Source organism: Mesorhizobium sp. WSM4809, assembly GCF_055811655.1.
Genome location: NZ_JBVVQW010000006.1, coordinates 303,727 through 324,991, shown reverse-complemented (window position 1 = coordinate 324,991; position 21,265 = coordinate 303,727). Strand labels below are relative to the sequence as shown.

Sequence of the window (21,265 nt, the reverse complement as noted above, 5' to 3'; positions counted from 1 at the left end):
AAATTAACCCTCCGTAAGCCCGCCCATGCCATAAGATCAGTGGGCACTTTTCCAACGGGGAGCAGATGCGTTTCCACAAGGCGGAATCAGCATTTTTCGTCTTTATATTCGTGATCCTGGCCGCCGGCCTGGTGACGCTGCATGCTTACGGACTTCTGCAATCCTTCGCCGACGAGTTGCATACGGCTTCGGGTCTGGACAAGGTCATCTATCTCAACAAGCTCTTGTTCGCGACCGGCGTGCTCCTGGCCACCGCGCTGTTCTTCGGCATCTTCTTCATCTATCCGCTGATCCGCAAACAGGCGATGGAGGAAGGCAAGCTACGCGCCATGACGGTCTCGCTCAGCGCGCGCTCGGAAACATTCGAGCATGCGGCGCTGACCGATGGCCTGACCGGCATGCAGAACCGGCGCTATTTCGATGATGCGCTGAAGGAGTATCTCGAGGAATTCCGGCGCATCGAAAAGCCCGTCGGGCTGATGATCCTCGATCTCGACCATTTCAAGCAGGTCAACGACACCCACGGCCATGACGTCGGCGACGAAGTGCTCAAGGCCGTCGCGAACTGTCTCAAGGACATGACGCGCTACCACGATGTGGTGGCGCGATTGGGCGGCGAGGAGTTCGCCGTGGTCACGCCCAACATGGACGCCGAGCTTCTGGGCAAGTTTGCCGAGCGCATCCGCAAGGCGATCGCCAACATGTCGGTGCTGTCGGGCAATGTCCGCCTCAAGATCACCACCAGCGTCGGGCTCGCCGTCTGGGACCGCAAGGAAACAGCGGAAGAGTTCTATCGCCGCGCCGACCGCCAGCTTTACGAGGCGAAGAGGCAGGGCCGTAACCGCGTCTGCGCCTGAAATCGCATCACTGAATTCGTGAGGCTGGCCGTCTGGCGCCGTTTTCTGCGCTTCCGGTGCTCACGGACTCAAACGTCCGCTCCGCTTCGGTTCTCGAAAACAGCACCACCCGACTCAGCCTGACGAATTCCCTGACGGGATTTATCCGAGCGGGCTGGGCAAGGGCGCAAGCTTGGCGCGGCTTCTCGGTCAGAAGGCAGAGGATTTGGCGCTGCTGACCTAATCGTTTTGCGGGCGCAGGCCGAAGGTTGCGGGCTTGAGGCCGTAGCGCATGTCGAAATCGTCGTCCGATGGCGCGCGTGCGGCGGGTGGCTTGCGGTAGTCGGGGTCGCCGGCCTGGCGGCCTGAATCGACGACCTCGGCGAAGGCCATCGCCTGCTGCGTTGATTTAGGCACGTTGCGCAGTCGTTCCACGATCGCCACCAGATCGACATCGTCGCCCGGCTTCGACGTGGCCTCTTCGCGTTTTGCGGTGCCGGGGAGCAGGTCGCTCAGCAGTTTTTCGAACTTCAGCCGCATGGTCGTTGCCACGCCTTCGCCGAAGGCGATGGCTTCGCGCTGGCCCATGGAGGACAGGAAGGCAAGCGTCGAGGCGGAAGAGTCGGCAATCGCGGAGCGGATGATCGCCTGGTCCTGCTCATTGGCAAGCCGCATGGCGAAGAAGGTCGAGCATTGCGAAAGGATGGTCGGGTCGAGCTCGCCCGGGCGCTGGGTGACGACGCCGAGATAGCAGCCATATTTGCGGCCTTCCTTGGCAATGCGCGACAGCGCGTGCCTTGTCGGCGCGAAGCCGAGGCGCGGATCGGCCGGCATATAGCGGTGCGCTTCTTCGCATAAAAACAGGAGCTGCAGCTTGCCCTCGCTCCACAGAGCGAGGTCGAAGGCCAGGCGCGCCAGCACCGAGCAGACCGAATTGACCACTTCCGACGGCATGCCGGCCATCTCGAAGCAGGTTACCGGGCGGCCATGATGCGGCACGCGGAAGATGTTGCCGATCGTCTCGTGGATGGTGTCCTCGATCAGGCGCGAGTTGAACATGAAGCGGTAGCGTGGATCGGCGGCCGCCGATTCGATGCGCGTCTTCAGCGATTTGAGTGTCGGGCGATCGGTCTTGCTTTCGAGCATGCCCATGCGCTCATCGATCTGCTTGAGCAGGTCGGCGATGCGGTAAGGCACCGGCGTATCGGCGGTCAACGCATCGCTGCCGCGCCTGATATAGGAGCCCGAATTCGGGTTGCGGTAGAGATTCTTGGCGGCCGGGATAAGGTCGCGCAAGGCGTCGATTTCTTCCGGCTCGGTCTCGCGGCCCCGGAACAGCACCTCGGCGAATTCCTCGAGCTTGAACATCCAGAACGGCAGATCCAAGGTTTTGGAATCGACCCTGACGCAGTATTCGGGCAGCGATGCAGCGAACTCGTTGTGCGGATCGAGGATCAAGATGCGCAGATCCGGCCGTGCCGCTATCGACTTGCGCAGCAGCAGCGAGACGGCGGTGGATTTGCCGACGCCGGTCGTGCCGACAATGGCGAAGTGACGCGCCAGCGTATCGTCGATGGCGATGTTGGCGGCGATCGTCTCGTCCTGCGCGAGCGTGCCGATCGTGATCGAATGACGCCCGGCGAGGTCATAGACCGCCTGCAGGTCGCGGGTGCGGATCCGATGCGCAACGGCGCCGATATGCGGATAGGTGGTGATGCCCCGATCGAAGACCGGTTTGGCGCCGGGCTCTGCTCCGTCACGGACTTCGCCGATCAGCTCGATGCTGACCTCGATGGCGTTCTGGCCCTCATTGCTCCAGGCGCGGTCCGACTTGCCGATTGCGTAGACCAGGCCGACGGTTCGCGTCGATCCGAGATTGATGGAAATCATCTTGCCGACCGTCCACAGGCCGGTCACCGCGCCGTCGGCGTCATTCGCATAGGCGCTGATGGTGGCGCGTGCGCCATCGCATTGCACGACATTGCCGAGGATGCGCTTGTCGTTCTGCTCTGCGTCGCGGCGCTCCTGCGATGTCGGTTCTCCAACGGAGGCTTCGCGTTCGACATACATGGACAGGCCAATCCCCATTTCCCTGGAGCATCGATCCTACCCGAATGGGGTTAAAGCCCGATGAGGTCGGATGGTGTAGAGAGCGTTAAGGGGCTCGTGAAAATTGTCGCAAGGCGGCTCTTCTCCGGCGTCTATTTTTCGCTATAATAGACATATGGATGATATAGCGAACGACATTTCCTCGACGATCGGCCGCAGGATACACGCCGAAAGAATCGTGCGCGACTGGTCCCTGGCCGAACTCGCGGAGCGTTCCGGCGTCTCGAAGGCGATGCTCAGCACGATCGAGCGTGGCAAGACCAGCCCGACGGCGGCGCTTCTGGTGCGCATCGCGTCGGCCTTCGGCATGACGCTGTCGACCTTGATCGCACGCGCGGAGCTGCAGGGCGGCGGGATATTGCGCGAGGCCGACCAGCCGGTGTGGCGCGATCCCGACACCGGCTATGTCAGGCGGCATCTTTCGCCGGCTGGCGATATGCCGCTGGAACTGATCAAGGTGCATCTGCCGGCGGGCGCCAAGGTCAGTTTTCCGGCCGCTTCATACGCCTTCATCAAGCAGCAGATATGGCTGATTTCCGGGCGGCTCGAATTCGTCGAAGGTGAGACAGTGCACAGGCTTGTATCAGGCGACTGCCTGGCGCTCGGGGCGCCGTCGGACTGCACCTTCCATGCCCTGGAGCCTGGCGCCGACTATCTCGTCGCGCTGGTCAGGGGCTGACACAATGGCAAGAAGACCAAAGCGCTCCCACAATGGGGGGCCGCCTCTCGATGAGTACAAGGGTCCGCCATGGGGCAAGGGCGATCCCTACATCTTCCTTGCCTGGCAGGCCGCCCATGCCAAGGCGTGGAAGGCGCCCAGCCACGAGGTGATGCTGCTGCGCATGGACAGAGCCGAGCGGCTTGGCCTGACCTATGAGGAGTACACGCTCGAGATCCTCGAGCGCGGGCGGCATCTCGGGCACGAAGACGCCGACCGCATCAGCGCCATCAAGGCGGCGCGAAAGCGACGCCGCGCGCACCGTCTGGACTGACAGCAATGCGCCCGCTTCTATTGCAATCACAGGATATCCTGCACATGAACTCGATCGAGATCGCACCCCTGAACCCGACTGCCGAGACGCAGGACATGTTGGCCGAATTGCTGGTCGCAACGGTGGCGACCGGCGGTTCGGTCAGCTTCATGCATCCGTTGGCGCCGCAGGCGGCAAGGACGTTCTGGGAGAAATCGCTGGCCGCGGCGGCAAGGGGCGAAAGAGCGGTGCTTGGCGCCTGGGACGGCAAAAACCTGGTCGGCACAGTGACCTTGCTGCTCGATTGTCCGCCCAACCAGCCGCACCGGGCCGAGATCGCCAAGCTGATGACATCAGTCGATTGCCGGGGCAGGGGTGTGGGAACGCGCCTGATGCGAGCCGCCGAGAGCCTCGCCGTTGAGAAGGGCCGCACGCTGCTGGTTCTGGACACGGCGACCGAGGAGGGCGCCTCAGGCCTCTATGAGCGGTTGGGCTTCACGCTGGCCGGAGAGATACCGGACTATGCCCTGAAGCCGCATGGCGGGCTGACCGGCACGTTGATCTACTGGAAGCGGATCGGGCCAATCTCATAACCAGTCATGCCGGCGCGGAGAGGCGCAGGAGCAGCCATTGGCGGAAATCCTGTTCGGCTCCGGTCAGGCGTGCTGTCGACGCCTTGGTCAGGAAATGCCCCGATGTGCTGGAAAGTTCATAGTCGGAAAGCCTGACCAGCGTCTTGCTGTCGAGCGCCGCATCGACCAGCGGCCGCGAGCCCAAGAGCACGCCGGCGCCGGCGCTCGCCGCCTCCATGGCGGTGACGAAACTATCGAAGCGGTGTGATCGTCTGGGATGGCCAGCCAGTCCAGCGGCGGCGAACCATTCCGCCCACATCTCGCGCGCGCCGGCGACCAGAAGCAGCGGCAGGGAAGGCCAGTCGTCGTCGCCGGCGAGCGCAGGTGCGGCCACCGGCACGAGCCGCTCGGCGGTCAGCCTGTCGGCTTCGCGTCCGGGGAAGGATCCGCTGCCGAAGCGGATGTCGAGCACCGAGCCCGGCAGATCGTAGTCGGCAGGGCGATGGATCGTCACCAGATCGAGTTGGATGCGCGGCAGTGCCTTGGCGAGATCTGGCAGCGCCGGAACCAGCATGAGCAAGGCAAAGGAGATCGGCGCCCGGATGGTCACGGTCTGGACGGCACGCGGCTCGAACAGTTCCGCGGTGCTGTTGCCGATGGTGGCGAAGGCCGACTGGATGTGAGGCAGGTAGGCTGCCCCCTCCGGCGACAGTGCAACGCCCCGCGCCAGCCGCGAAAACAAACGTGTCTTGAGCCGCTCCTCGAGAAACCGGATGTGCTGGCTGACGGCTGCCTGGGTGAGACCGAGCTCGGCTGCCGCCGCGGTGAAATTCGACAGCCGCGCCGCCGCCTCGAAACTGCGCAGCCAGTCCAGAGGCGGCACGGGTGTATTTGTACGAGCCATAAGTATTCTGCGGTCATTGGCTAAAAAATGATAATTTGAGTTATGCCTGTCGCGCGATCAACATGCAATCGAAACCCTGCGGATCAGGCTGCGGGGGACGCAACGAACAGGAACGGATCTCCATGCTCACCCACGCGCTGATCGGCGACGAAGGCAGAACAATCGACCTTGGCTGGCAGGACGGGTCGCGCAGCCGTTTTCATGCCATGTGGCTGCGCGACAATGCGCTGGACGACAAGACGCGCAGCGCCGGCAATGGTCAACGGCTCATCACCATTCTCGACATTCCCGCCAACACCAGGATCGGCGCCGCGTCGATCAAAGGCGGCGCCCTGGAAGTCAGCTTCGTGCCCGAGCAGAAGACGGTCAGCTTTCCCGCGGCATGGCTGAGCGCCAATGCCTATGATCGTGACGCAGGCCGCCAGCCGGGCTGGACAGGCGAGGCCACCGTGCGATGGACCAAGGCCTCGATGCAGAATTCGGTACCGCGCGCCGGCTATGTTGCGGCCAGCCGCGATCGTGCTGTGCTGGGGCAATGGCTGTCGGCGGTGAAAACCTATGGCTTCGCGGTGATGGACGATCTGCCGTCCGAATCCGGGGCGCTGTGCAAAGTGTCCGATCTGTTCGGCTACATCAGGGAGACCAATTACGGGCGCTGGTTCGAAGTGCGCGCCGAGGTCAATCCGAACAATCTCGCCTACACGAATCTCGGCCTCCAGGCGCACACCGACAACCCCTATCGCGACCCTGTGCCGACGCTGCAGATTCTGTCCTGCATCGAAAATACGGTTGAGGGCGGCGAGTCCAGTGTCGTCGATGGGTTTGCCGTCGCGGCTGCGCTGCAGGCTGAGAACCCGGAAGGCTTCCGGCTGCTGAGCTCATGCCCGGCGCGCTTCGAATATGCCGGCTCTTCCGGCGTGCGGCTGCAGGCGAAGCGGCCGATGATCGAGCTCGGGCCCGATGGCGAGCTGATTTGCATCCGCTTCAACAACCGCTCCCTGGCGCCGACGGTCGACGTGCCGTTCAGCGATATGGAAGCGTACTACGCCGCCTATCGCCGGTTTGCGGAACTGATCGAGAATCCATCCTTCGAGGTGACGTTCAAGCTCGAAGCGGGGCAGGCGTTCATCGTCGACAACACGCGCGTCATGCATGCCCGCAAAGCGTTTTCCGGTACCGGCAAGCGCTGGCTGCAGGGCTGTTACGCAGACAAGGACGGTCTGCTGTCGACGCTGGCCGCAATCGAGCATGGGTTCAAGGAGGCGGCGGAATGAGCGGCCAGGATTTGAACGCGGACACCATCGTCGAGTTCATCGCCGACATCTTCGAGCGCCGGGGTGCCGAATCCTATCTCGGCGAACCAGTCACCATGTCTGAGCACATGCTGCAGGGCGCCTGGTTCGCCGAAAAGGACGGTGCGCCCGACGAACTGGTGGCGGCGGCGCTGCTGCACGACATCGGCCATTACACCAGCGAGTTCGGCACCTATTCGCCCGAGGATGTCGAGGACAAGCATCATGACGAAGCCGGCGGCGAGGTGCTGGCGCCGTTCTTTCCGCCGGTCATCGTCGAATGCGTGAGGCTGCATGTCGCGGCCAAGCGCTATCTCTGCGCCACCGACCCGACCTATTTCGGCAGGCTTTCGCAGGCCTCAGTGCATACGCTGTCGCTGCAGGGCGGGCCGATGAGCGCCGATGAAGTGGCCGAGTTCCGCAAGAACCCGTTCCACGAGGAAGCGGTCCGGGTCCGCATCTGGGACGAGAGCGGCAAGATCGCCAACATGAAGACACGGGCGTTTCGCGATTACGTGCCGCTGCTGCAGCGGGTGGTGACGCAGTTCGCCGCGGGTAAGCCGGCGTAATTCCCTCGAAGGAAGGAGGCAGGGTGCAAGCCATGCCTCCTTCCGTTTTTTCTCCGCAGGAATGGCGCTCGCCTATCCCTTGTGGTGCACCTGCTGCAGCCCGTAGACCGGCGTCGCCAAGCCGGCCTGCCTGGCTTTCAACTGCAGCGCCAGGAACTGCGAATAGTGTCGTGACTGGTGCAGATTGCCGCCGTGGAACCACAGCGCCTCCTGTTGCGTCGGCTTCCACATGTTGCGCAACTCGCCTTCCCAGGGGCCGGGATCCTTGGTGGTGTTCGAGCCGAGGCCCCAGCATTTGCCGACCTTGTCGGCGGTTTCGCGGGATATCAGATCGGCGGCCCAGCCGTTCATCGAGCCGTAGCCCGTGGCATAGACGATGAGGTCCGCAGGCAGTTCCGACCCGTCGCCGAGCAGAACAGAGTGCTGCTTGATCTCTTCGACGTCGACGCCGCTCTTCAGCTTGATCGAGCCATCGATAACCAGCTGCGAGGCGCCAACATCGATGTAATAGCCAGAGCCGCGCCTGAGGTACTTCATGAACAGGCCGGACTCGTCGTCGCCCCAGTCGAGCATGAAACCCGCCTTTTCCAATCCCTTGTAGAACGCCGCATCGCGTTTCTTCATCTCGGCATAGGCCGGGATCTGGAACTCGTGCAGGATCTTGTAAGGCAGCGAAGCGAAGATGAGATCGGCCTTGGCGGTGGTGATGCCATTCTGCAGCGCCTGCTCCGAATAGAGCGAACCCAGTCCGATTTCCATCAACGTGTCGGACCTGGAGATATGGGTACTCGAGCGCTGCACCATGGTCACGTCGGCACCAGCTTCACAAAGTGCGGCAGCGATGTCATGGGCGGAATTGTTGGATCCGATGACAACGGCCTTTTTGCCGGCATAGGCGTCGGGACCCGGATGCTTCGACGAGTGGTGCTGGTCACCCTTGAAGGTTTCCATGCCCTTGAATTTCGGCAGATTGGCCTTGCCGGACTGTCCGGTCGCCAGCACCAGCTGCTTGGGCTTCAGCGTAATGTCCCTGCCGTCGCGGTGGACGACAACCGTCCATTCCTTGGTCTTGTCGTCATAGGAGGCGCTTTTGGCCTCGGTCGAGGACCAGTAATTCAGCTCCATCACCTTGGTGTACATTTCCAGCCAGTCGCCGATCTTGTCCTTGGGCGAGAAGACCGGCCAGTTCTTGGGGAAATCGATGTAGGGCAGATGGTCGTACCAGACCGGGTCATGCAGGCAGAGCGACTTGTAGCGCTTGCGCCAGCTGTCGCCGGCCCGCTCGTTTTTCTCGATGATGATCGTCGGCACGCCAAGCTGCCGCAGCCGCGCGCCGAGCGCGATGCCGCCCTGGCCGCCGCCGATGATGACCGTATAGGGCTGGGTCTTGAAGCCGAGCTCGGCGGCTTCCCTCTCGCGTTCTTCCTTCCATGTCGGACGGTTCTTGCCCGAGCCGTGCCTGGCGCCCATCGGCCGCGCAAAGCCTGCCGGCTCCTCGTGGCCTTTCAGTTCGGCCATGGTGGTCAGCAGCGTCCAGATCTTGCCGTTCTTCAGCCTGACATGGCCGAAGCCGCGTGCCACCTCCGTCTCGAAGCTGATCCAGCCCTCGATCAGTTCGCCGCTCTCGGTCGCGTCCTCGCCCTTGGCGATGGCGAAGTGCGACGGCCTGGTGTTCGACAATTGGCTTTTCAGCATGTCGCGGACCTGGTCGCGGCCTTCCATGGTCTTGATGTTCCAGGTGAAGGTAACGAGGTCGCGCCAGTAGCAATCCTCTTGAAAGCAATCGACCGCCTTCTCGATGTCATTGGCAGCCAGCGCGGCGCCGAATTGATCGAGCAGGTCAGACAGTTTCTTGCTAGGGGCCGTGTTCTTGCTAGAGGGCTTGTCGAGCATCAGGTTTCCTCCCGTGAAATCCAGATCGTCATGGTGGTGGCTCCGCCGGGCTTGCCGCCGGACGATCAAGTATCGTCAGAGATGGCGGCCCTCGTCACGCCCCACCATAGTTTCCAGCGATTTCAATGGTCTATCCTAGAAATGAGATCGCCAGGCGGTTTCGGAATCGCTCCGGCGCCGGAAACGAACGTTCCATTTGTGAATGCCGCGCCGGTCGCGCAAAATTGATGGTCAAATGCCGCAATGCGGTCACCGGGGCCGATGACAACCGATCGGTGAGAAGCCGGGAAGCGGTGGCGGGCAACAGGGCGGTTCCCGGGATTTTCTGGATGCGGAACTCTGGAGCCCGTTATGATCATCATACCTTTTATCCAAGCGTCTTCATGTCGCTCCCTTGGCCGGCGTGGACGCGCAGCAGCAATGGCCGCGGTCATGGCCTTGAGCGCGACCCTGACCGGCCCGCTGGTGCTGCCCGGAACGCAGGCGCATGCGGCGGAAATTGCCGTCACCGTCCGCGAAAGGCTTTCGAATTATGGCGGATGGCGAACCTCGGCCCGATTCGGCGATGTCTGGGTTCCCTCGGTCCGTACCGAATGGCGGCCGTACACCGAAGGCAGGTGGGTCTGGACCGACGATGGCTGGTACTGGCAGTCCACCGAGCCATTCGGCGATGTCGTCTATCACTATGGCCGCTGGGCGTATGATCCCGATTTCGGCTGGGTGTGGATCGCCGGCGATCAATGGGCGCCAGCCTGGGTGGTGTGGCGTCAGGGCGGCAATGATGTCGGCTGGGCTCCAGCGCCGCCCGACGTCGGTGTCGCCTTCGACGACGCCTGGTGGTGTTTCGTGCCTGTGGCGGCGATCGGCGCGGTCGATCTGGTCAGGGTGGTGCGGCCGGTGCAGGAGAACGTCGTCATCATGCGCAACACGACGATCATCAACCAGACGGTCGTGGTCAACAATGCACCGCGCGTGCGACTTGGCAATCAGGTCGTTGCAATCAATGCCGGACCCCGGCTGCAGCAACTCCCGAAGCCCGTCATCGAATCGATCAAGGCGGCAAAACTGGTTCCGCCTCGCAAAGGCGTGTTTGCCAGTGCACGGCTCGATGTTTCCAGGGGCGCCGAGATCAAGAGGCTTGCCGGCAATACAAAGGGGAACGGGCAAATCCTGGCGGGTCCCAAGACTGCGACCGGCGACAAGGCCAATTCCCTTGGCGCGGTGACTGCCAGCAATCCGGTGGTCGTGAAGCCGGTGAGCAAGCGGATGGTCGCCGGCAACGGCGCGAAGGCCGATGCGCTCAAGCTGCATGCCGACAGGACCACAGGCGACGGACGCATCGTTGTCAAATCGTCGCTCAACCGGGGGTCGCCCAAGCCGGTTTCGTCCAGGCCGGTTTCGGGGCAGCGTCTTGCACGCGGAGCCGGGCAACAAAAGCCGCATCAGCAAGCGTTGGCAATGCGCATGCCCCAGCACCATGCCCCGGCAAGGGTGGCACCCCACCATCCGCCAGCGAAGATGCAGGCCAGGAAGGCGTCCAAATGCGATCCACGCGTTTCCCGCTGCAAGGCGCCGGGCTGACACCGCAGTCGCGTCGGCACGCTGCGCGCGCCGGCGCGATTTTTCCCGTTGACAGGCCGCCTTTCCCGCCCTTAGTGTCCGCCACCATGAAAACGGCACTCATTCTCGTAGGAAAGCGCGTGGGCAAGGCGGTGTAACCGCCGGGCGAAAACCCCCCATGCGCAAGACACAGGCTCCCTCGGGGGCCTTTTTTATTGCCTGAAACACGACTAAACGACCAGCAAACGCCAAATGGCGACAGTACGGGACCAGACCGATGAGCAACGGACAGAACGAGCGGCGCGAGATGACAGGTGCCGAAATGGTGGTGCAGGCGCTGAAGGACAATGGCGTCAAGCATGTCTTCGGCTATCCCGGCGGCGCTGTCCTTCCGATCTATGACGAGATCTTCCAGCAGGACGATGTCGAGCACATACTGGTGCGCCACGAGCAGGGCGCCGGCCATGCGGCCGAAGGCTATGCGCGTTCGACCGGCAAGGCCGGCGTCATGCTGGTGACCTCCGGCCCCGGCGCCACCAATGCGGTGACGCCGCTGCAGGACGCGCTGATGGATTCGATCCCGCTGGTCTGCCTGACGGGGCAGGTGCCGACCTCGCTGATCGGCTCCGACGCTTTTCAGGAATGCGATACGGTCGGCATCACCCGCCCCTGCACCAAGCACAATTGGCTGGTGAAGGACGTCAACGAACTCGCCGCCACCATCCACGAGGCTTTCCATGTCGCGACCACCGGCCGTCCGGGTCCGGTCGTCGTCGATATTCCGAAGGACGTGCAGTTCGCCAGGGGATTCTACGTCCCGCCGCAGATAGCGCCGCGCACCAGCTACCAGCCTAAGGTCCAGGGCGACCTGGAAAAGGTCAAGGCGGCGGTCGAGCTGATGGCCAGCGCCAAGAAGCCGATCATCTATAGCGGCGGCGGCGTCATCAATTCCGGCCCGGAAGCGAGCCATCTGCTGCGCGAACTGGTCGATCTTACCGGTTTCCCGATTACCTCGACGCTGATGGGCCTCGGTGCCTATCCGGCATCGGGCAAGAACTGGATGGGCATGCTCGGCATGCACGGCACCTATGAAGCCAACATGGCCATGCATGATTGCGACGTGATGATCTGCATCGGCGCCCGTTTCGACGACCGCATCACCGGCCGGTTGACCGCGTTCTCGCCGAATTCGAAGAAGATCCACATCGACATCGATCCATCGTCGATCAATAAGAATGTCCACACCGAGGTGCCGATCATCGGCGATGTCGGCCGGGTGCTGGAGGATATGGTGCGGCTGTGGCGCGCGAGCGCCAAGGCCGACAAGAAGGCGCTCTACCCCTGGTGGGAGCAGATCGCCAAATGGCGTGCGCGCGACTCGCTCGCCTACAAGATGAACAACGACGTGATCATGCCGCAATACGCCATCGAGCGGCTCTACGAACTGACCAAGGGTATGGACACCTACATCACCACCGAGGTCGGCCAGCACCAGATGTGGGCGGCGCAGCACTATCATTTCGAGAAGCCGAACCGCTGGATGACGTCAGGCGGGCTGGGCACGATGGGCTACGGCCTGCCGGCGGCGCTCGGCGTGCAGATCGCGCATCCCGACGCGCTGGTCATCGACATTGCCGGCGACGCCTCCGTGCAGATGACGATGCAGGAGATGAGCGCTGCCGTGCAGCACGACGCGCCGATCAAGATCTTCATCCTGAACAACCAGTATATGGGCATGGTGCGGCAGTGGCAGCAGTTGCTGCACGGCAACCGGCTGTCGCATTCCTACACCGAGGCGATGCCCGACTTCGTCAAGCTGGCCGAGGCCTATGGCGGACACGGCATTCGCTGCGAGAAGCCGGACGAACTGGACGACGCGATCAAGGAGATGATCTCGGTCAGGAAGCCGGTGCTGTTCGACTGCCGCGTGGCGACGCTCGCCAACTGCTTCCCGATGATCCCATCGGGCAAGGCGCACAATGAGATGCTCTTGCCCGACGAGGCGACCGACGAGGCGGTGGCCAACGCCATCGACGCCAAGGGCAGGGAACTGGTGTAGCCGGCAGAACCAAGGCAGGGCTGTCGCGAGAAAGCCCTGCGCAAACAGAGAATTAGCTCAAGAGCTTGAAATCGAGATTCATGTCATGAACGCACAGCTACAACCGACCGGCTCCGCCTATTTCATCGCCAAGGAGACGGAGAAGCCGGAAAACCACACGCTTTCCGTGCTGGTCGACAATGAGCCGGGCGTGCTTGCCAGGGTCATCGGCCTGTTTTCCGGGCGTGGCTACAACATCGAGAGCCTGACCGTCTCCGAGACCGAGCATGAGAAGCATTTGTCGCGCATCACCATCGTGACGCGCGGCACGCCGCATGTGCTGGAGCAGATCAAGCACCAGCTCGAGCGCATCGTGCCGGTTCACCGCGTCGTCGACCTGACCGTGCGTTCGCATGAATCCGGCCAGGAGCGGCCGCTGGAGCGCGAACTGGCGCTGGTCAAAGTCGCCGGCACCGGCGAGGCCCGGGTCGAGGCGTTGCGGCTGGCCGATGCGTTCCGCGCCAGCGTCATCGACGCCAACACCGAGCATTTCATCTTCGAGATCACCGGCAAGGGCTCCAAGATCGACCAGTTCATCGCCATCATGAAACCGCTCGGCCTGGTTGAAATCTGCCGCACCGGCGTGGCGGCGTTGAACCGCGGCCCGCAGGCGATGTAGGACTTCGGCGGGGCTGGCGCCGAACGCGCCAGCCAGCTTCCATTGTGAGGCCATCCGTGGCCTTTGCGGGGTCGCCGGGAAGAGACAAGATGCTGACTTGTCAGGGAGGATATCCATGTCGCTCGACGCATTCCTTGCTCTGCTTGTCTACGCCTTCGTGACCTCGATCACGCCGGGGCCGAACAATCTCATGCTTCTGGCATCGGGCGTGAATTTCGGCCTCGTCAGAACCGTTCCGCACATGCTGGGCATCAGCATGGGTTTCCTCGTGCTGCTGCTTGCCGTCGGTCTTGGCCTCGGCGCTGTGTTGACGGCGTTTCCGGCGCTGCACACCGGATTGAAGATCGCAGGCGGTGCCTACCTGCTCTATCTTTCGTGGAAGATCGCCATGTCGCGCACGCTGACCGGCAAGGGCGAGACGAATGCGCGGCCCATGCGCTTCATCGAGGCGGCCGCATTCCAGTGGGTCAATCCCAAGGCGTGGGTGATGGCGATCACCGCCATGGCCGTCTATGCCAATGCCGAGCACCCGTTCCTGTCGGTGGTGTTGATCGCCGTGGCTTTCACCATCGTCAATTTGCCGAGCGTCTCGGTGTGGGCTGGGTTCGGCACCGCGTTGCGCGGTTTCCTGTCGGATCCGGTGCGGCTGAAATGGTTCAACATCGCCATGGGCGTACTGCTGGCGGCGACGCTTTGGCCGATGCTTAAATAGGCCGTGGGGCGCACCATCCGATCGTAGGGGGACGGGATTCGCACCCTCGGCGGAGCGTCCGGATCGGGAGCCTCCCCGTGTTGCACATCCATTGTGCAGTGCACATTAAATCTTCGTAATGCCGCCTTTTGGCCCTTTTCCGACAAAGGCGTGTCCTATCTATTCGGCGAAATCGCGGCAACGGGCCGCGTTGGAATAGAACCATCAGACCACGACGTGTCGGGTGGAGAGGGCCTGTGACCATGCGTGGAAAAGTCGTTCTTTCGTTGCTGGCCGTCGCCTGCCTGGGTGCGGCCGGGTGGCTCTATCTTTCGCCTGACGCGCTTGGCAGGGTCCAGCAGGTCATCGGCGCAAAGCAGGTTGCCGCGCCGGACAAACAGGCTGCGGCTTCGGACAAGAAGGCCGACAATGCCGGGCGCTCGGCCTCCATCCTCTCGGCCGTCGCCTCGACAGCCGATTTCCCGATCCGGCGTTATGCGATCGGCTTCGTCTCCTCTCCCGCCGTCGTCAACATCAACGCGCGGGTGTCCAGCCAGATCGTGTCCATCGACGTCAAGGACGGGCAGATGGTCAAGACCGGCGATCTGCTGTTTTCGCTCGATGATCGGGCACTGAAGGCGCAGCTGGCCAAGGATCAAGCGGCGCTGGCCAAGGATCAGGCGATGCTCGCCAGCTCGCAGTCCGATCTCCAGCGCGCCAAGGATCTGGTCGCCAAGCAGGCCGGCACGCAGCAGACCTACGACCAGGCCGTCGCCGGGCAGAAGGCTGCCGCAGCGACTGTCGATGCCGACAAGGCGACAATCGATGCCGACAATGTCCAGCTTGGCTTCGCCACGATCACGGCGCCGATTTCCGGCAGGCTGGGTGCTGTCAGCGTCGCCGTCGGCGATCTCGTCACCGTCAGCAATGGCAACAGCAGCACGGCGACCCCGCTGGTGACCATCACCCAGATGGACCCCCTGCAGGTCAACTTCAATCTTCCCGAGAGTAACCTGGCCCTGCTGCACAAGGCGCTCGCCAACCCGCAGCAGGGCGCGGTGACACTGACCAAGGATGGTGACCCGACGCCGATCGGCAAGGGTACGCTCGATTTCGTCGACTCCAGCGTCGACACCGCGTCGGGCACGATTGCCACGCGGGCAAGCATTCCCAATGCCGATCTTTCGCTATGGCCCGGCCAGTATGTGAATGTCGTGCTCGACGCCGGCATCCTGCCGCGGATGACATCGGTTCCCACGGTCGCGGTGCAGCCAAGCCAGAAGGGGCCGTTCGTCTATGTCGTCAAACCGGACAACACGGTCGAGATGCGGCCGGTGCAGGTGGCGCTGACCGAAGGCGACAACAGCGCCATCAGCCAGGGGCTGAAAAGCGGCGAGAAAGTTGTCACTGAGGGCCAGACGAGGCTGAAGGACGGCGCCGCGGTGCATGAGGGCAAGGCCACGGCGAATGCTGCTCCCAAGGTGGCCGAGGCGAGCAACGCCGGCGAGGCAGCCCAATGATCTCCGAATTCTGCATACGCAGGCCTGTCGCCACCCTTCTGATGTCGTTCGCCCTCGTGCTGGGCGGACTGTTCGCCTACAAGTTCCTGCCGGTGGCGGCACTGCCCAGCGCCGAATTCCCGGTGGTCAACGTCTCGGCTTCGCTGCCCGGCGCCTCGCCGGAAACCATGGCGACATCGGTGGCGACGCCGCTGATCAAGCAGTTCGCCACCATCGCCGGCATCGATTCCATTTCGACGACGAACTCGCTTGGCCAGACCTCGATCGCCATCCAGTTCGTGCTCAACCGCGACATCGACGCGGCAGCAGCCGACGTACAGGCGGCGATCGCGCGCACGCAGAAATCATTGCCGCCGCAGATGACGGCGCCGCCGAGCTATCGCAAGGTCAATCCGGCCGACGCGCCGATCCTTTTGATGTCGCTGGTCAGCGACACGGTTCCGCTGACCGATCTCGATGCTTTCGCGGAAAATGTCATCTCGCCGTCGCTGTCGACCATAGACGGCGTGGCGCAGGTCTCGATCTTCGGCCAACAGAAATACGCGGTGCGCATCCAGATCGACCCGACCGCGCTTGCCGCGCGCGGCATCTCGATCGATCAGCTGCAGGCGGCGGTCGCCTCGGCCAACAGCAACACGCCGCTCGGCGTGCTGCAGAACGACAAGCAGCAGCTTACCATCACCGCCAACACGCAGCTGACCGACGCCGCCGGCTTCTCCAACATCATCATCGCCACCAAAAACGGTCACCCCGTGCGGTTGGGCGAGGTGACCCGTGTGGTCGATTCGGTGCAGACGACGACCACGGCGAGCTGGTATGACGGTACGCGCGCGATCATCATGGCGGTGCAGCGCCAGCCCGACGCCAACACCGTCGACGTCGTCGACAAGGTCAAGGCCATGCTGCCGTCCTTCAAGGACCAGATGCCGGCCGCCGCCGACATCAAGCTGCTTAACGACCGCTCCAGTTCGATCCGTCAGGCCGTCGATGACGTCCAGTTCACGCTGCTGTTGACCATCGCGCTGGTGGTCATGGTGATCTTCGTGTTCCTGCGCCGGGTGACGGCGACCATCATCCCGGCCGTGGCGGTGCCGATCTCGCTGATCGCCACGCTCGGCGCGATGTTCCTGTTCGGCTTTTCCATCGACAACATATCGCTGATGGGCCTGACGCTGGCGGTCGGCCTCGTCGTCGACGATGCCATCGTGATGCTCGAAAACATCTTCCGCCATATGGAGGAGGACGGGCTGTCGGCCTTCGACGCATCGCTGAAGGGCGCGCGCGAAATCGGCTTCACCATCATTTCGATCTCGATCTCTCTGGTGGCGGTGTTCATCCCCGTGCTGCTGATGGGTGGCGTCATCGGGCGCATCTTCAACGAGTTCGCCGTCGTGGTGACGGTCGCCATCCTGGCGTCGATGTTCGTGTCGCTGACGCTGACGCCGATGCTGTGCTCGCGGCTGCTGTCGGTGACCAAAGCCGACCGCGACAAGCATGGCCCCGGCCACAAGCCGGACCTCGTCACCCGCGGCTACGACCGGGTCTTGAGTTTCTGCCTGCGGCACACCTTCCTGGTGTTTCTCGTCTTCGTCGGCACCGCGGCAGCGTCGGTGTGGCTGATCCAGACTTCGCCGAAGGGTTTCTTCCCGCAGGAGGACATCGGCCAGATATCGGTGACCACCATCGCACGTCAGGACATCTCTTTCGACGCCATGTCCAGGCTGCAAGGGCAGGTGGCCAGCGTCTTCTCGCATTCGCCCTATGTCGACCATGTGGCGTGGTCGGCGGGCAGCGGCAACAACGCGCTCAACCAGGGGCAGCTCTTCGTCCAGCTCAAGGGCAAGGACCAGCGTCCCGATATCGAGAAGGTGCAGTCGGATCTGCGCAAGCAACTGGCCGGCGTGGCGGGCATCGAGACCTACATGCAGCCGGTGCAGAATTTGAGGCTCGGGTCGCGCTCGTCGGCCAGCGCCTACCAGCTCGTGGTTCAGGGGCTCGATACCGGACTGACCGATATCTGGGCGCAGAAACTGAATGACGCGATGGCGGCCGACCATACGAACTTCACCGATGTCACCAGCGACCTGCAGAACAATGCGCTGCAGGCGACGCTGGTGGTGGATCGCGACAAGGCCGCCCAGCTCGGCATCGATACCGACACGCTGCGCTCCGCCCTCTATGGCGGGTTCGGCACCGATCAGGTTTCAACGATCTTCGGTTCGGCCGACAGCTACGAAGTCATCACCGAGCTCGATCCCAAGATCGAGTGGTCGCCCGAGCGGATGCTCGCCATCCAGATGAGGACGGCGAGCGGCAGTCTGGTCCCGCTCGGCGCCTTCGCCCGCGTCGACCGCACGGCGGGCGCCCTGACGGTCAACCAGCTCGGCCAGCTTCCGGCCGTGACCATCTCCTACAACCTTCCGCAGGGCGTGGCGCTGGGTGACAGCGTAACGCGCATCAACGCGCTCAAAGAGCAGATCGGCATGCCGACGGTGATCTCGACGACCTTTGCCGGCACGGCCAAGACCTTCCAGGATTCGCTGGCCAACCAGGGCCTTCTGGTCGGCGGCGCGATCCTGACCATCTATATCGTGCTCGGCATCCTGTATGAAAGCTTCATCCACCCGCTCACAATCCTCACCGGCCTGCCGTCGGCTGTTCTCGGGGCGGTTGTCGCCTTGCGCTTCGCCGGCATGGATCTGTCTGTCATCGCGGTGATCGGCATCCTGATGCTGATCGGCATCGTCAAGAAGAACGGCATCATGATGGTCGACGTCGCGCTCGAACTGCGACGAGAAGGCATGTCCGCCAAGGAGTCCATCCACAAGGCGTGCCTGATGCGGTTCAGGCCGATCATGATGACGACGCTGGCGGCACTGATGGGCACGTTCCCGATCGCGCTCGGCACCGGCGCCAGCGCCGAATTGCGCCAGCCGCTGGGCGTTGCCGTTGTCGGCGGCCTGCTGGCCTCGCAGGCCCTGACCCTGTTCGTGACGCCGGTGATCTATGTCTACATGGAGAATTTCTCGGGCTGGCTGGTCGGGCTCTGGTCGAAGCGCAAGGGCGAACCGGGGCCGGTCGAGGATGTCGACCAGCCCTCGCTGTTCAAGCCCAGGGAAGACATGCTGCCCGAACCTCAACGGGCGGCCGCCGAATAGAGGCGGCCGACGCCATATGCCGTTGGCCCAAGCCGTCGCGCTTGCAGCGGCATGATCGGGAACGTATTTTGCGGCCATGTCACACGATCATGACCACGACAACGAACTCGATCCGTTTGCCGCCCGCGTGCGCGCGCTGGAAACCATCCTGACACGCAAAGGGCTGATTGATCCGGCCGCGATCGACGTTATCGTCGATACTTACGAGACGAAAATCGGCCCGCGCAACGGCGCCAGAGTGGTGGCGAAAGCCTGGAGCGATCCAGCCTATGCCGACTGGCTGAAGCGCGACGCGACGGCGGCGATCGGCTCGCTGAGCTATACCGGCCGTCAAGGCGAGCACATGCAGGCGGTGTTCAACACGCAGGACACGCACAATCTCGTCGTCTGCACGCTGTGCTCTTGCTATCCGTGGTCGGTGCTCGGTCTGCCGCCGGTCTGGTACAAGGCGCCGCCCTATCGTTCACGCGCCGTCATCGATCCGCGCGGTGTGCTGGAGGAGTTCGGGCTGACGCTGCCGGCTGGGACAAAAATACGCGTCTGGGATTCGACCGCGGAGCTGCGCTATCTCGTCGTGCCGATGCGGCCCGAGGGCACCGAGGGCTGGAGCGAGGAGCGGCTGGCCGATCTGGTGAGCCGCGACGCAATGATCGGCACCGGCCTGGCGAGACAGCCGGCATGAACGGGCCGCAGGATCTTGGCGGACAGATGGGGTTCGGCCCGGTCGCGCCGGAAAAAGACGAGCCGTATTTTCATGCCGCATGGGAAAGGCGGGCGCTCGGCGTAACGCTGACTGCCGGCTCCATGGGCGCGTGGAACATCGACGAGAGCCGGCATGCACGGGAATCGCTGCATCCCGCCGACTACTATGCCTCCAGCTATTATCAAATCTGGATCAAGGCGCTGGAGGTGCTGCTCAAGCGCCATGGCTTCGTCAGCGAGCGCGACCTGGCAGCAGGTACGGCGGTCGATCCGGCGGCGGTGCCCAAAAGGGTGCTGAAGGCGGAAAACGTGCCTGATGTGCTGGCCAAGGGCGGGCCTTGCGACCGGCCGGTTGCCACGCCGGCGCGGTTCAAGGCTGGCGATCCCGTGCGGACCAAGAACTTCAACCCGACCGGCCACACACGGCTGCCACGCTATGCGCGCGACAAGCAGGGCGTCATCGAGGCCGTGCGTGATGGGTTCGTGTTCCCCGACAGCAACGCGCATGGGCACGGCGAAAACCCGCAATGGGTCTACACGGTGGTTTTCGAAGGCTCGGAAATCTGGGGCGAGGGCGCCGACCCGACGCTAAGCGTGTCGATCGACGCCTGGGAGAGCTATCTTGAGCCGGCGTGACTCGGAAATGGCCGATTTGCCGCCGGGCGTCGACGCCCCGGTGTTCGCCGAGCCGTGGCAGGCCGAAGCGTTCGCCATGACGGTGGCGCTGCACGACAAGGGCCTGTTCTCGTGGAGCGAGTGGGCGCAAGCGCTGTCGACCGAAGTGAAGAAACCCGGCGCGGCGGCCGACGGCCACGACTATTACGAACATTGGCTGGCGGCGCTGGAAAGCCTGCTTGCCTCGAAAGGGCTGACTGCCAAGTCGGACGTCGACGCGATGACCGAGGCCTGGGAGCGCGCCGCGCGCGCCACCCCACACGGCAAGCCGATCCTACTGGAGAACGATCCCCGCTCAACGGGGGGTCGTGCCTGGACAAAGTAGCTCTCGAGGTAGGCGTCCTGGCTGACAGCCGCCTCGCCGCTGCACGCTTCCTTGCTTGACCGCCAACGCAATGCGTCGCTGCTCATGGCCCGAGTACTTCAAATATCGACAGCAGCATCATATATTAGCAATGAAGAAATAGCTGGCGGGATAAAACCAAATGCTCGACGTTAAGTGGCTCGATGCACTGTCGCTCCCCGCACGTATCATGGGCGGGCTGTTTGTCTTCACTGCACTTGCTCTAGGCTGTAACAAATGGTGGATGCCGCTTCCCTTCGTCGAGGATTGGAAAGCGCTTTTCGTTCTTGGCCTGCTTCTGACCGGCTGTCTCTTCGGTGCTTCAATGATCGCGTCAGCGGCAGAGGCTTTCCGCAAAAGGCAGGCGCGGAATATGGCAACGAATAGGCGAGAGGCTATCAGAGCTGAACGCGAGAAGGCGGAAGCAGACGGTAAGGCCGAGATTCTGAAACGCCTTGAACATCTTGGGCGCAACGAGCTTCGTTATCTTGCCCAAGCGCTGCGAGACAATTCGCAATCGTTCACTGGTTGGGTCCACAGCGCCGACCTCTCCAACCTTCTGCACAAGGAACTTCTTACCACACCCGGTGGCACGCATCATCAGGACCACTACCCGTTCTGGATTCCAGACTTAGTTTGGCAAGCTCTGCTTGCTCGACGCGATGATTTCATTGCGAAGGATGACGAGGCGTCAGTGAAGGAGGAAGCTGCCAAGAGGAAGGGCAGGTTCTAGCCCCAACTGTGTCAGCCAGC

The 21,265-nt window shown here is 63.0% G+C and carries 19 protein-coding genes; 16 read left to right on the top strand and 3 right to left on the bottom strand.

Annotated features, from left to right (window positions below; translation table 11 throughout):
* The first annotated feature begins 65 nt into the window (after positions 1-65).
* Positions 66-857 (top strand): GGDEF domain-containing protein, encoded by a 792-nt coding sequence (locus AC0L24_RS18145; RefSeq protein WP_127271965.1) that lies wholly within the window; start codon positions 66-68, stop codon positions 855-857.
* A gap of 219 nt (positions 858-1,076) precedes the next feature.
* Here AC0L24_RS18145 and AC0L24_RS18140 read toward each other — a convergent pair whose 3' ends face one another.
* Entirely contained in the window at positions 1,077-2,906 is a 1,830-nt protein-coding gene (locus AC0L24_RS18140; protein WP_473564020.1) for an ATP-binding protein, read from the bottom strand.
* A 154-nt stretch (positions 2,907-3,060) separates the two neighbouring features.
* Here AC0L24_RS18140 and AC0L24_RS18135 point away from each other — a divergent pair, with 154 nt between their 5' ends.
* From AC0L24_RS18135 to AC0L24_RS18125, 3 genes are read left to right on the top strand one after another with little or no spacing between them, the layout of a single operon-like run.
* A complete protein-coding gene (locus tag AC0L24_RS18135; RefSeq protein WP_127395416.1) occupies positions 3,061-3,624 on the top strand; it encodes an XRE family transcriptional regulator in 564 nt (187 codons plus the stop codon).
* A gap of 4 nt (positions 3,625-3,628) precedes the next feature.
* Complete coding sequence (locus AC0L24_RS18130) at positions 3,629-3,937, top strand: hypothetical protein (protein ID WP_127268618.1); 309 nt, start codon at positions 3,629-3,631, stop codon at positions 3,935-3,937.
* A gap of 44 nt (positions 3,938-3,981) precedes the next feature.
* The gene (locus tag AC0L24_RS18125) at positions 3,982-4,509 is read left to right on the top strand and encodes a GNAT family N-acetyltransferase (protein WP_127810040.1); all 528 of its coding nucleotides are present in this window, start codon (positions 3,982-3,984) and stop codon (positions 4,507-4,509) included.
* 4 nt (positions 4,510-4,513) lie between these two features.
* On the opposite strand, the gene AC0L24_RS18120 is transcribed toward AC0L24_RS18125, so the two are convergent.
* Positions 4,514-5,392, bottom strand: a complete 879-nt coding sequence (locus AC0L24_RS18120; protein ID WP_127810041.1) for a LysR family transcriptional regulator — start codon at positions 5,390-5,392, stop codon at positions 4,514-4,516.
* Positions 5,393-5,514: 122 nt separating this feature from the next.
* On the opposite strand from AC0L24_RS18120, the gene tmpA reads away from it, so the two are divergent.
* The gene (gene tmpA, locus AC0L24_RS18115) at positions 5,515-6,666 is read left to right on the top strand and encodes a 2-trimethylaminoethylphosphonate dioxygenase (protein WP_127395419.1); all 1,152 of its coding nucleotides are present in this window, start codon (positions 5,515-5,517) and stop codon (positions 6,664-6,666) included.
* On the top strand, positions 6,663-7,253 hold the full coding sequence (gene tmpB, locus AC0L24_RS18110) for a (R)-1-hydroxy-2-trimethylaminoethylphosphonate oxygenase (protein ID WP_127395420.1): 591 nt from the start codon (positions 6,663-6,665) through the stop codon (positions 7,251-7,253). The genes tmpA and tmpB overlap by 4 nt, the downstream gene beginning before the upstream one ends.
* Positions 7,254-7,325: 72 nt before the next feature.
* On the opposite strand, the gene AC0L24_RS18105 is transcribed toward tmpB, so the two are convergent.
* Positions 7,326-9,146: an NAD(P)-binding domain-containing protein gene (locus AC0L24_RS18105; protein ID WP_473564019.1), complete on the bottom strand. Its 1,821-nt coding sequence runs from the start codon at positions 9,144-9,146 to the stop codon at positions 7,326-7,328.
* Between the two features lie 420 nt (positions 9,147-9,566).
* Here AC0L24_RS18105 and AC0L24_RS18100 point away from each other — a divergent pair, with 420 nt between their 5' ends.
* From AC0L24_RS18100 to AC0L24_RS18055, 10 genes are all read left to right on the top strand, one after another.
* Positions 9,567-10,727: a DUF6600 domain-containing protein gene (locus AC0L24_RS18100; RefSeq protein WP_128289202.1), complete on the top strand. Its 1,161-nt coding sequence runs from the start codon at positions 9,567-9,569 to the stop codon at positions 10,725-10,727.
* Positions 10,728-10,983: 256 nt separating this feature from the next.
* Positions 10,984-12,765 carry an acetolactate synthase 3 large subunit gene (locus AC0L24_RS18095; protein WP_127272402.1) on the top strand — a complete coding sequence of 594 codons (1,782 nt, stop codon included), beginning with the start codon at positions 10,984-10,986 and terminating at the stop codon, positions 12,763-12,765.
* Positions 12,766-12,850: 85 nt separating this feature from the next.
* Positions 12,851-13,423, top strand: coding sequence for an acetolactate synthase small subunit (gene ilvN, locus AC0L24_RS18090; protein WP_023757090.1), 573 nt, complete (start codon positions 12,851-12,853; stop codon positions 13,421-13,423).
* A 115-nt stretch (positions 13,424-13,538) separates the two neighbouring features.
* Positions 13,539-14,135, top strand: a complete 597-nt coding sequence (locus AC0L24_RS18085) for a LysE family translocator (RefSeq protein ID WP_128289201.1) — start codon at positions 13,539-13,541, stop codon at positions 14,133-14,135.
* A 242-nt stretch (positions 14,136-14,377) separates the two neighbouring features.
* Positions 14,378-15,634: an efflux RND transporter periplasmic adaptor subunit gene (locus AC0L24_RS18080; RefSeq protein WP_473564053.1), complete on the top strand. Its 1,257-nt coding sequence runs from the start codon at positions 14,378-14,380 to the stop codon at positions 15,632-15,634.
* Positions 15,631-18,792 carry an efflux RND transporter permease subunit gene (locus AC0L24_RS18075; protein ID WP_473564018.1) on the top strand — a complete coding sequence of 1,054 codons (3,162 nt, stop codon included), beginning with the start codon at positions 15,631-15,633 and terminating at the stop codon, positions 18,790-18,792. The genes AC0L24_RS18080 and AC0L24_RS18075 overlap by 4 nt, the downstream gene beginning before the upstream one ends.
* Before the next feature lie 76 nt (positions 18,793-18,868).
* The gene (nthA, locus tag AC0L24_RS18070; protein ID WP_473564017.1) at positions 18,869-19,474 is read left to right on the top strand and encodes a nitrile hydratase subunit alpha; all 606 of its coding nucleotides are present in this window, start codon (positions 18,869-18,871) and stop codon (positions 19,472-19,474) included.
* Positions 19,471-20,130: a nitrile hydratase subunit beta gene (nthB, locus tag AC0L24_RS18065; protein WP_473564016.1), complete on the top strand. Its 660-nt coding sequence runs from the start codon at positions 19,471-19,473 to the stop codon at positions 20,128-20,130. The genes nthA and nthB overlap by 4 nt, the downstream gene beginning before the upstream one ends.
* 7 nt (positions 20,131-20,137) lie before the next feature.
* Positions 20,138-20,494: a nitrile hydratase accessory protein gene (locus tag AC0L24_RS18060; RefSeq protein ID WP_473564052.1), complete on the top strand. Its 357-nt coding sequence runs from the start codon at positions 20,138-20,140 to the stop codon at positions 20,492-20,494.
* Positions 20,495-20,654: 160 nt separating this feature from the next.
* A complete protein-coding gene (locus AC0L24_RS18055) occupies positions 20,655-21,245 on the top strand; it encodes a hypothetical protein (protein WP_473564015.1) in 591 nt (196 codons plus the stop codon).
* Positions 21,246-21,265: the final 20 nt, after the last annotated feature.

What these genes read in the sequence shown, in the direction of transcription:
- AC0L24_RS18145 (WP_127271965.1), top strand. Translation starts at nt 66, where the DNA reads ATGCGTTTCCACAAGGCGGAATCAGCATTTTTCGTCTTTATATTCGTG.
- AC0L24_RS18140 (WP_473564020.1), bottom strand. Translation starts at nt 2,906, where the DNA reads ATGTATGTCGAACGCGAAGCCTCCGTTGGAGAACCGACATCGCAGGAG.
- AC0L24_RS18135 (WP_127395416.1), top strand. Translation starts at nt 3,061, where the DNA reads ATGGATGATATAGCGAACGACATTTCCTCGACGATCGGCCGCAGGATA.
- AC0L24_RS18130 (WP_127268618.1), top strand. Translation starts at nt 3,629, where the DNA reads ATGGCAAGAAGACCAAAGCGCTCCCACAATGGGGGGCCGCCTCTCGAT.
- AC0L24_RS18125 (WP_127810040.1), top strand. Translation starts at nt 3,982, where the DNA reads ATGAACTCGATCGAGATCGCACCCCTGAACCCGACTGCCGAGACGCAG.
- AC0L24_RS18120 (WP_127810041.1), bottom strand. Translation starts at nt 5,392, where the DNA reads ATGGCTCGTACAAATACACCCGTGCCGCCTCTGGACTGGCTGCGCAGT.
- tmpA (WP_127395419.1), top strand. Translation starts at nt 5,515, where the DNA reads ATGCTCACCCACGCGCTGATCGGCGACGAAGGCAGAACAATCGACCTT.
- tmpB (WP_127395420.1), top strand. Translation starts at nt 6,663, where the DNA reads ATGAGCGGCCAGGATTTGAACGCGGACACCATCGTCGAGTTCATCGCC.
- AC0L24_RS18105 (WP_473564019.1), bottom strand. Translation starts at nt 9,146, where the DNA reads ATGCTCGACAAGCCCTCTAGCAAGAACACGGCCCCTAGCAAGAAACTG.
- AC0L24_RS18100 (WP_128289202.1), top strand. Translation starts at nt 9,567, where the DNA reads ATGGCCGCGGTCATGGCCTTGAGCGCGACCCTGACCGGCCCGCTGGTG.
- AC0L24_RS18095 (WP_127272402.1), top strand. Translation starts at nt 10,984, where the DNA reads ATGAGCAACGGACAGAACGAGCGGCGCGAGATGACAGGTGCCGAAATG.
- ilvN (WP_023757090.1), top strand. Translation starts at nt 12,851, where the DNA reads ATGAACGCACAGCTACAACCGACCGGCTCCGCCTATTTCATCGCCAAG.
- AC0L24_RS18085 (WP_128289201.1), top strand. Translation starts at nt 13,539, where the DNA reads ATGTCGCTCGACGCATTCCTTGCTCTGCTTGTCTACGCCTTCGTGACC.
- AC0L24_RS18080 (WP_473564053.1), top strand. Translation starts at nt 14,378, where the DNA reads ATGCGTGGAAAAGTCGTTCTTTCGTTGCTGGCCGTCGCCTGCCTGGGT.
- AC0L24_RS18075 (WP_473564018.1), top strand. Translation starts at nt 15,631, where the DNA reads ATGATCTCCGAATTCTGCATACGCAGGCCTGTCGCCACCCTTCTGATG.
- nthA (WP_473564017.1), top strand. Translation starts at nt 18,869, where the DNA reads ATGTCACACGATCATGACCACGACAACGAACTCGATCCGTTTGCCGCC.
- nthB (WP_473564016.1), top strand. Translation starts at nt 19,471, where the DNA reads ATGAACGGGCCGCAGGATCTTGGCGGACAGATGGGGTTCGGCCCGGTC.
- AC0L24_RS18060 (WP_473564052.1), top strand. Translation starts at nt 20,138, where the DNA reads ATGGCCGATTTGCCGCCGGGCGTCGACGCCCCGGTGTTCGCCGAGCCG.
- AC0L24_RS18055 (WP_473564015.1), top strand. Translation starts at nt 20,655, where the DNA reads ATGCTCGACGTTAAGTGGCTCGATGCACTGTCGCTCCCCGCACGTATC.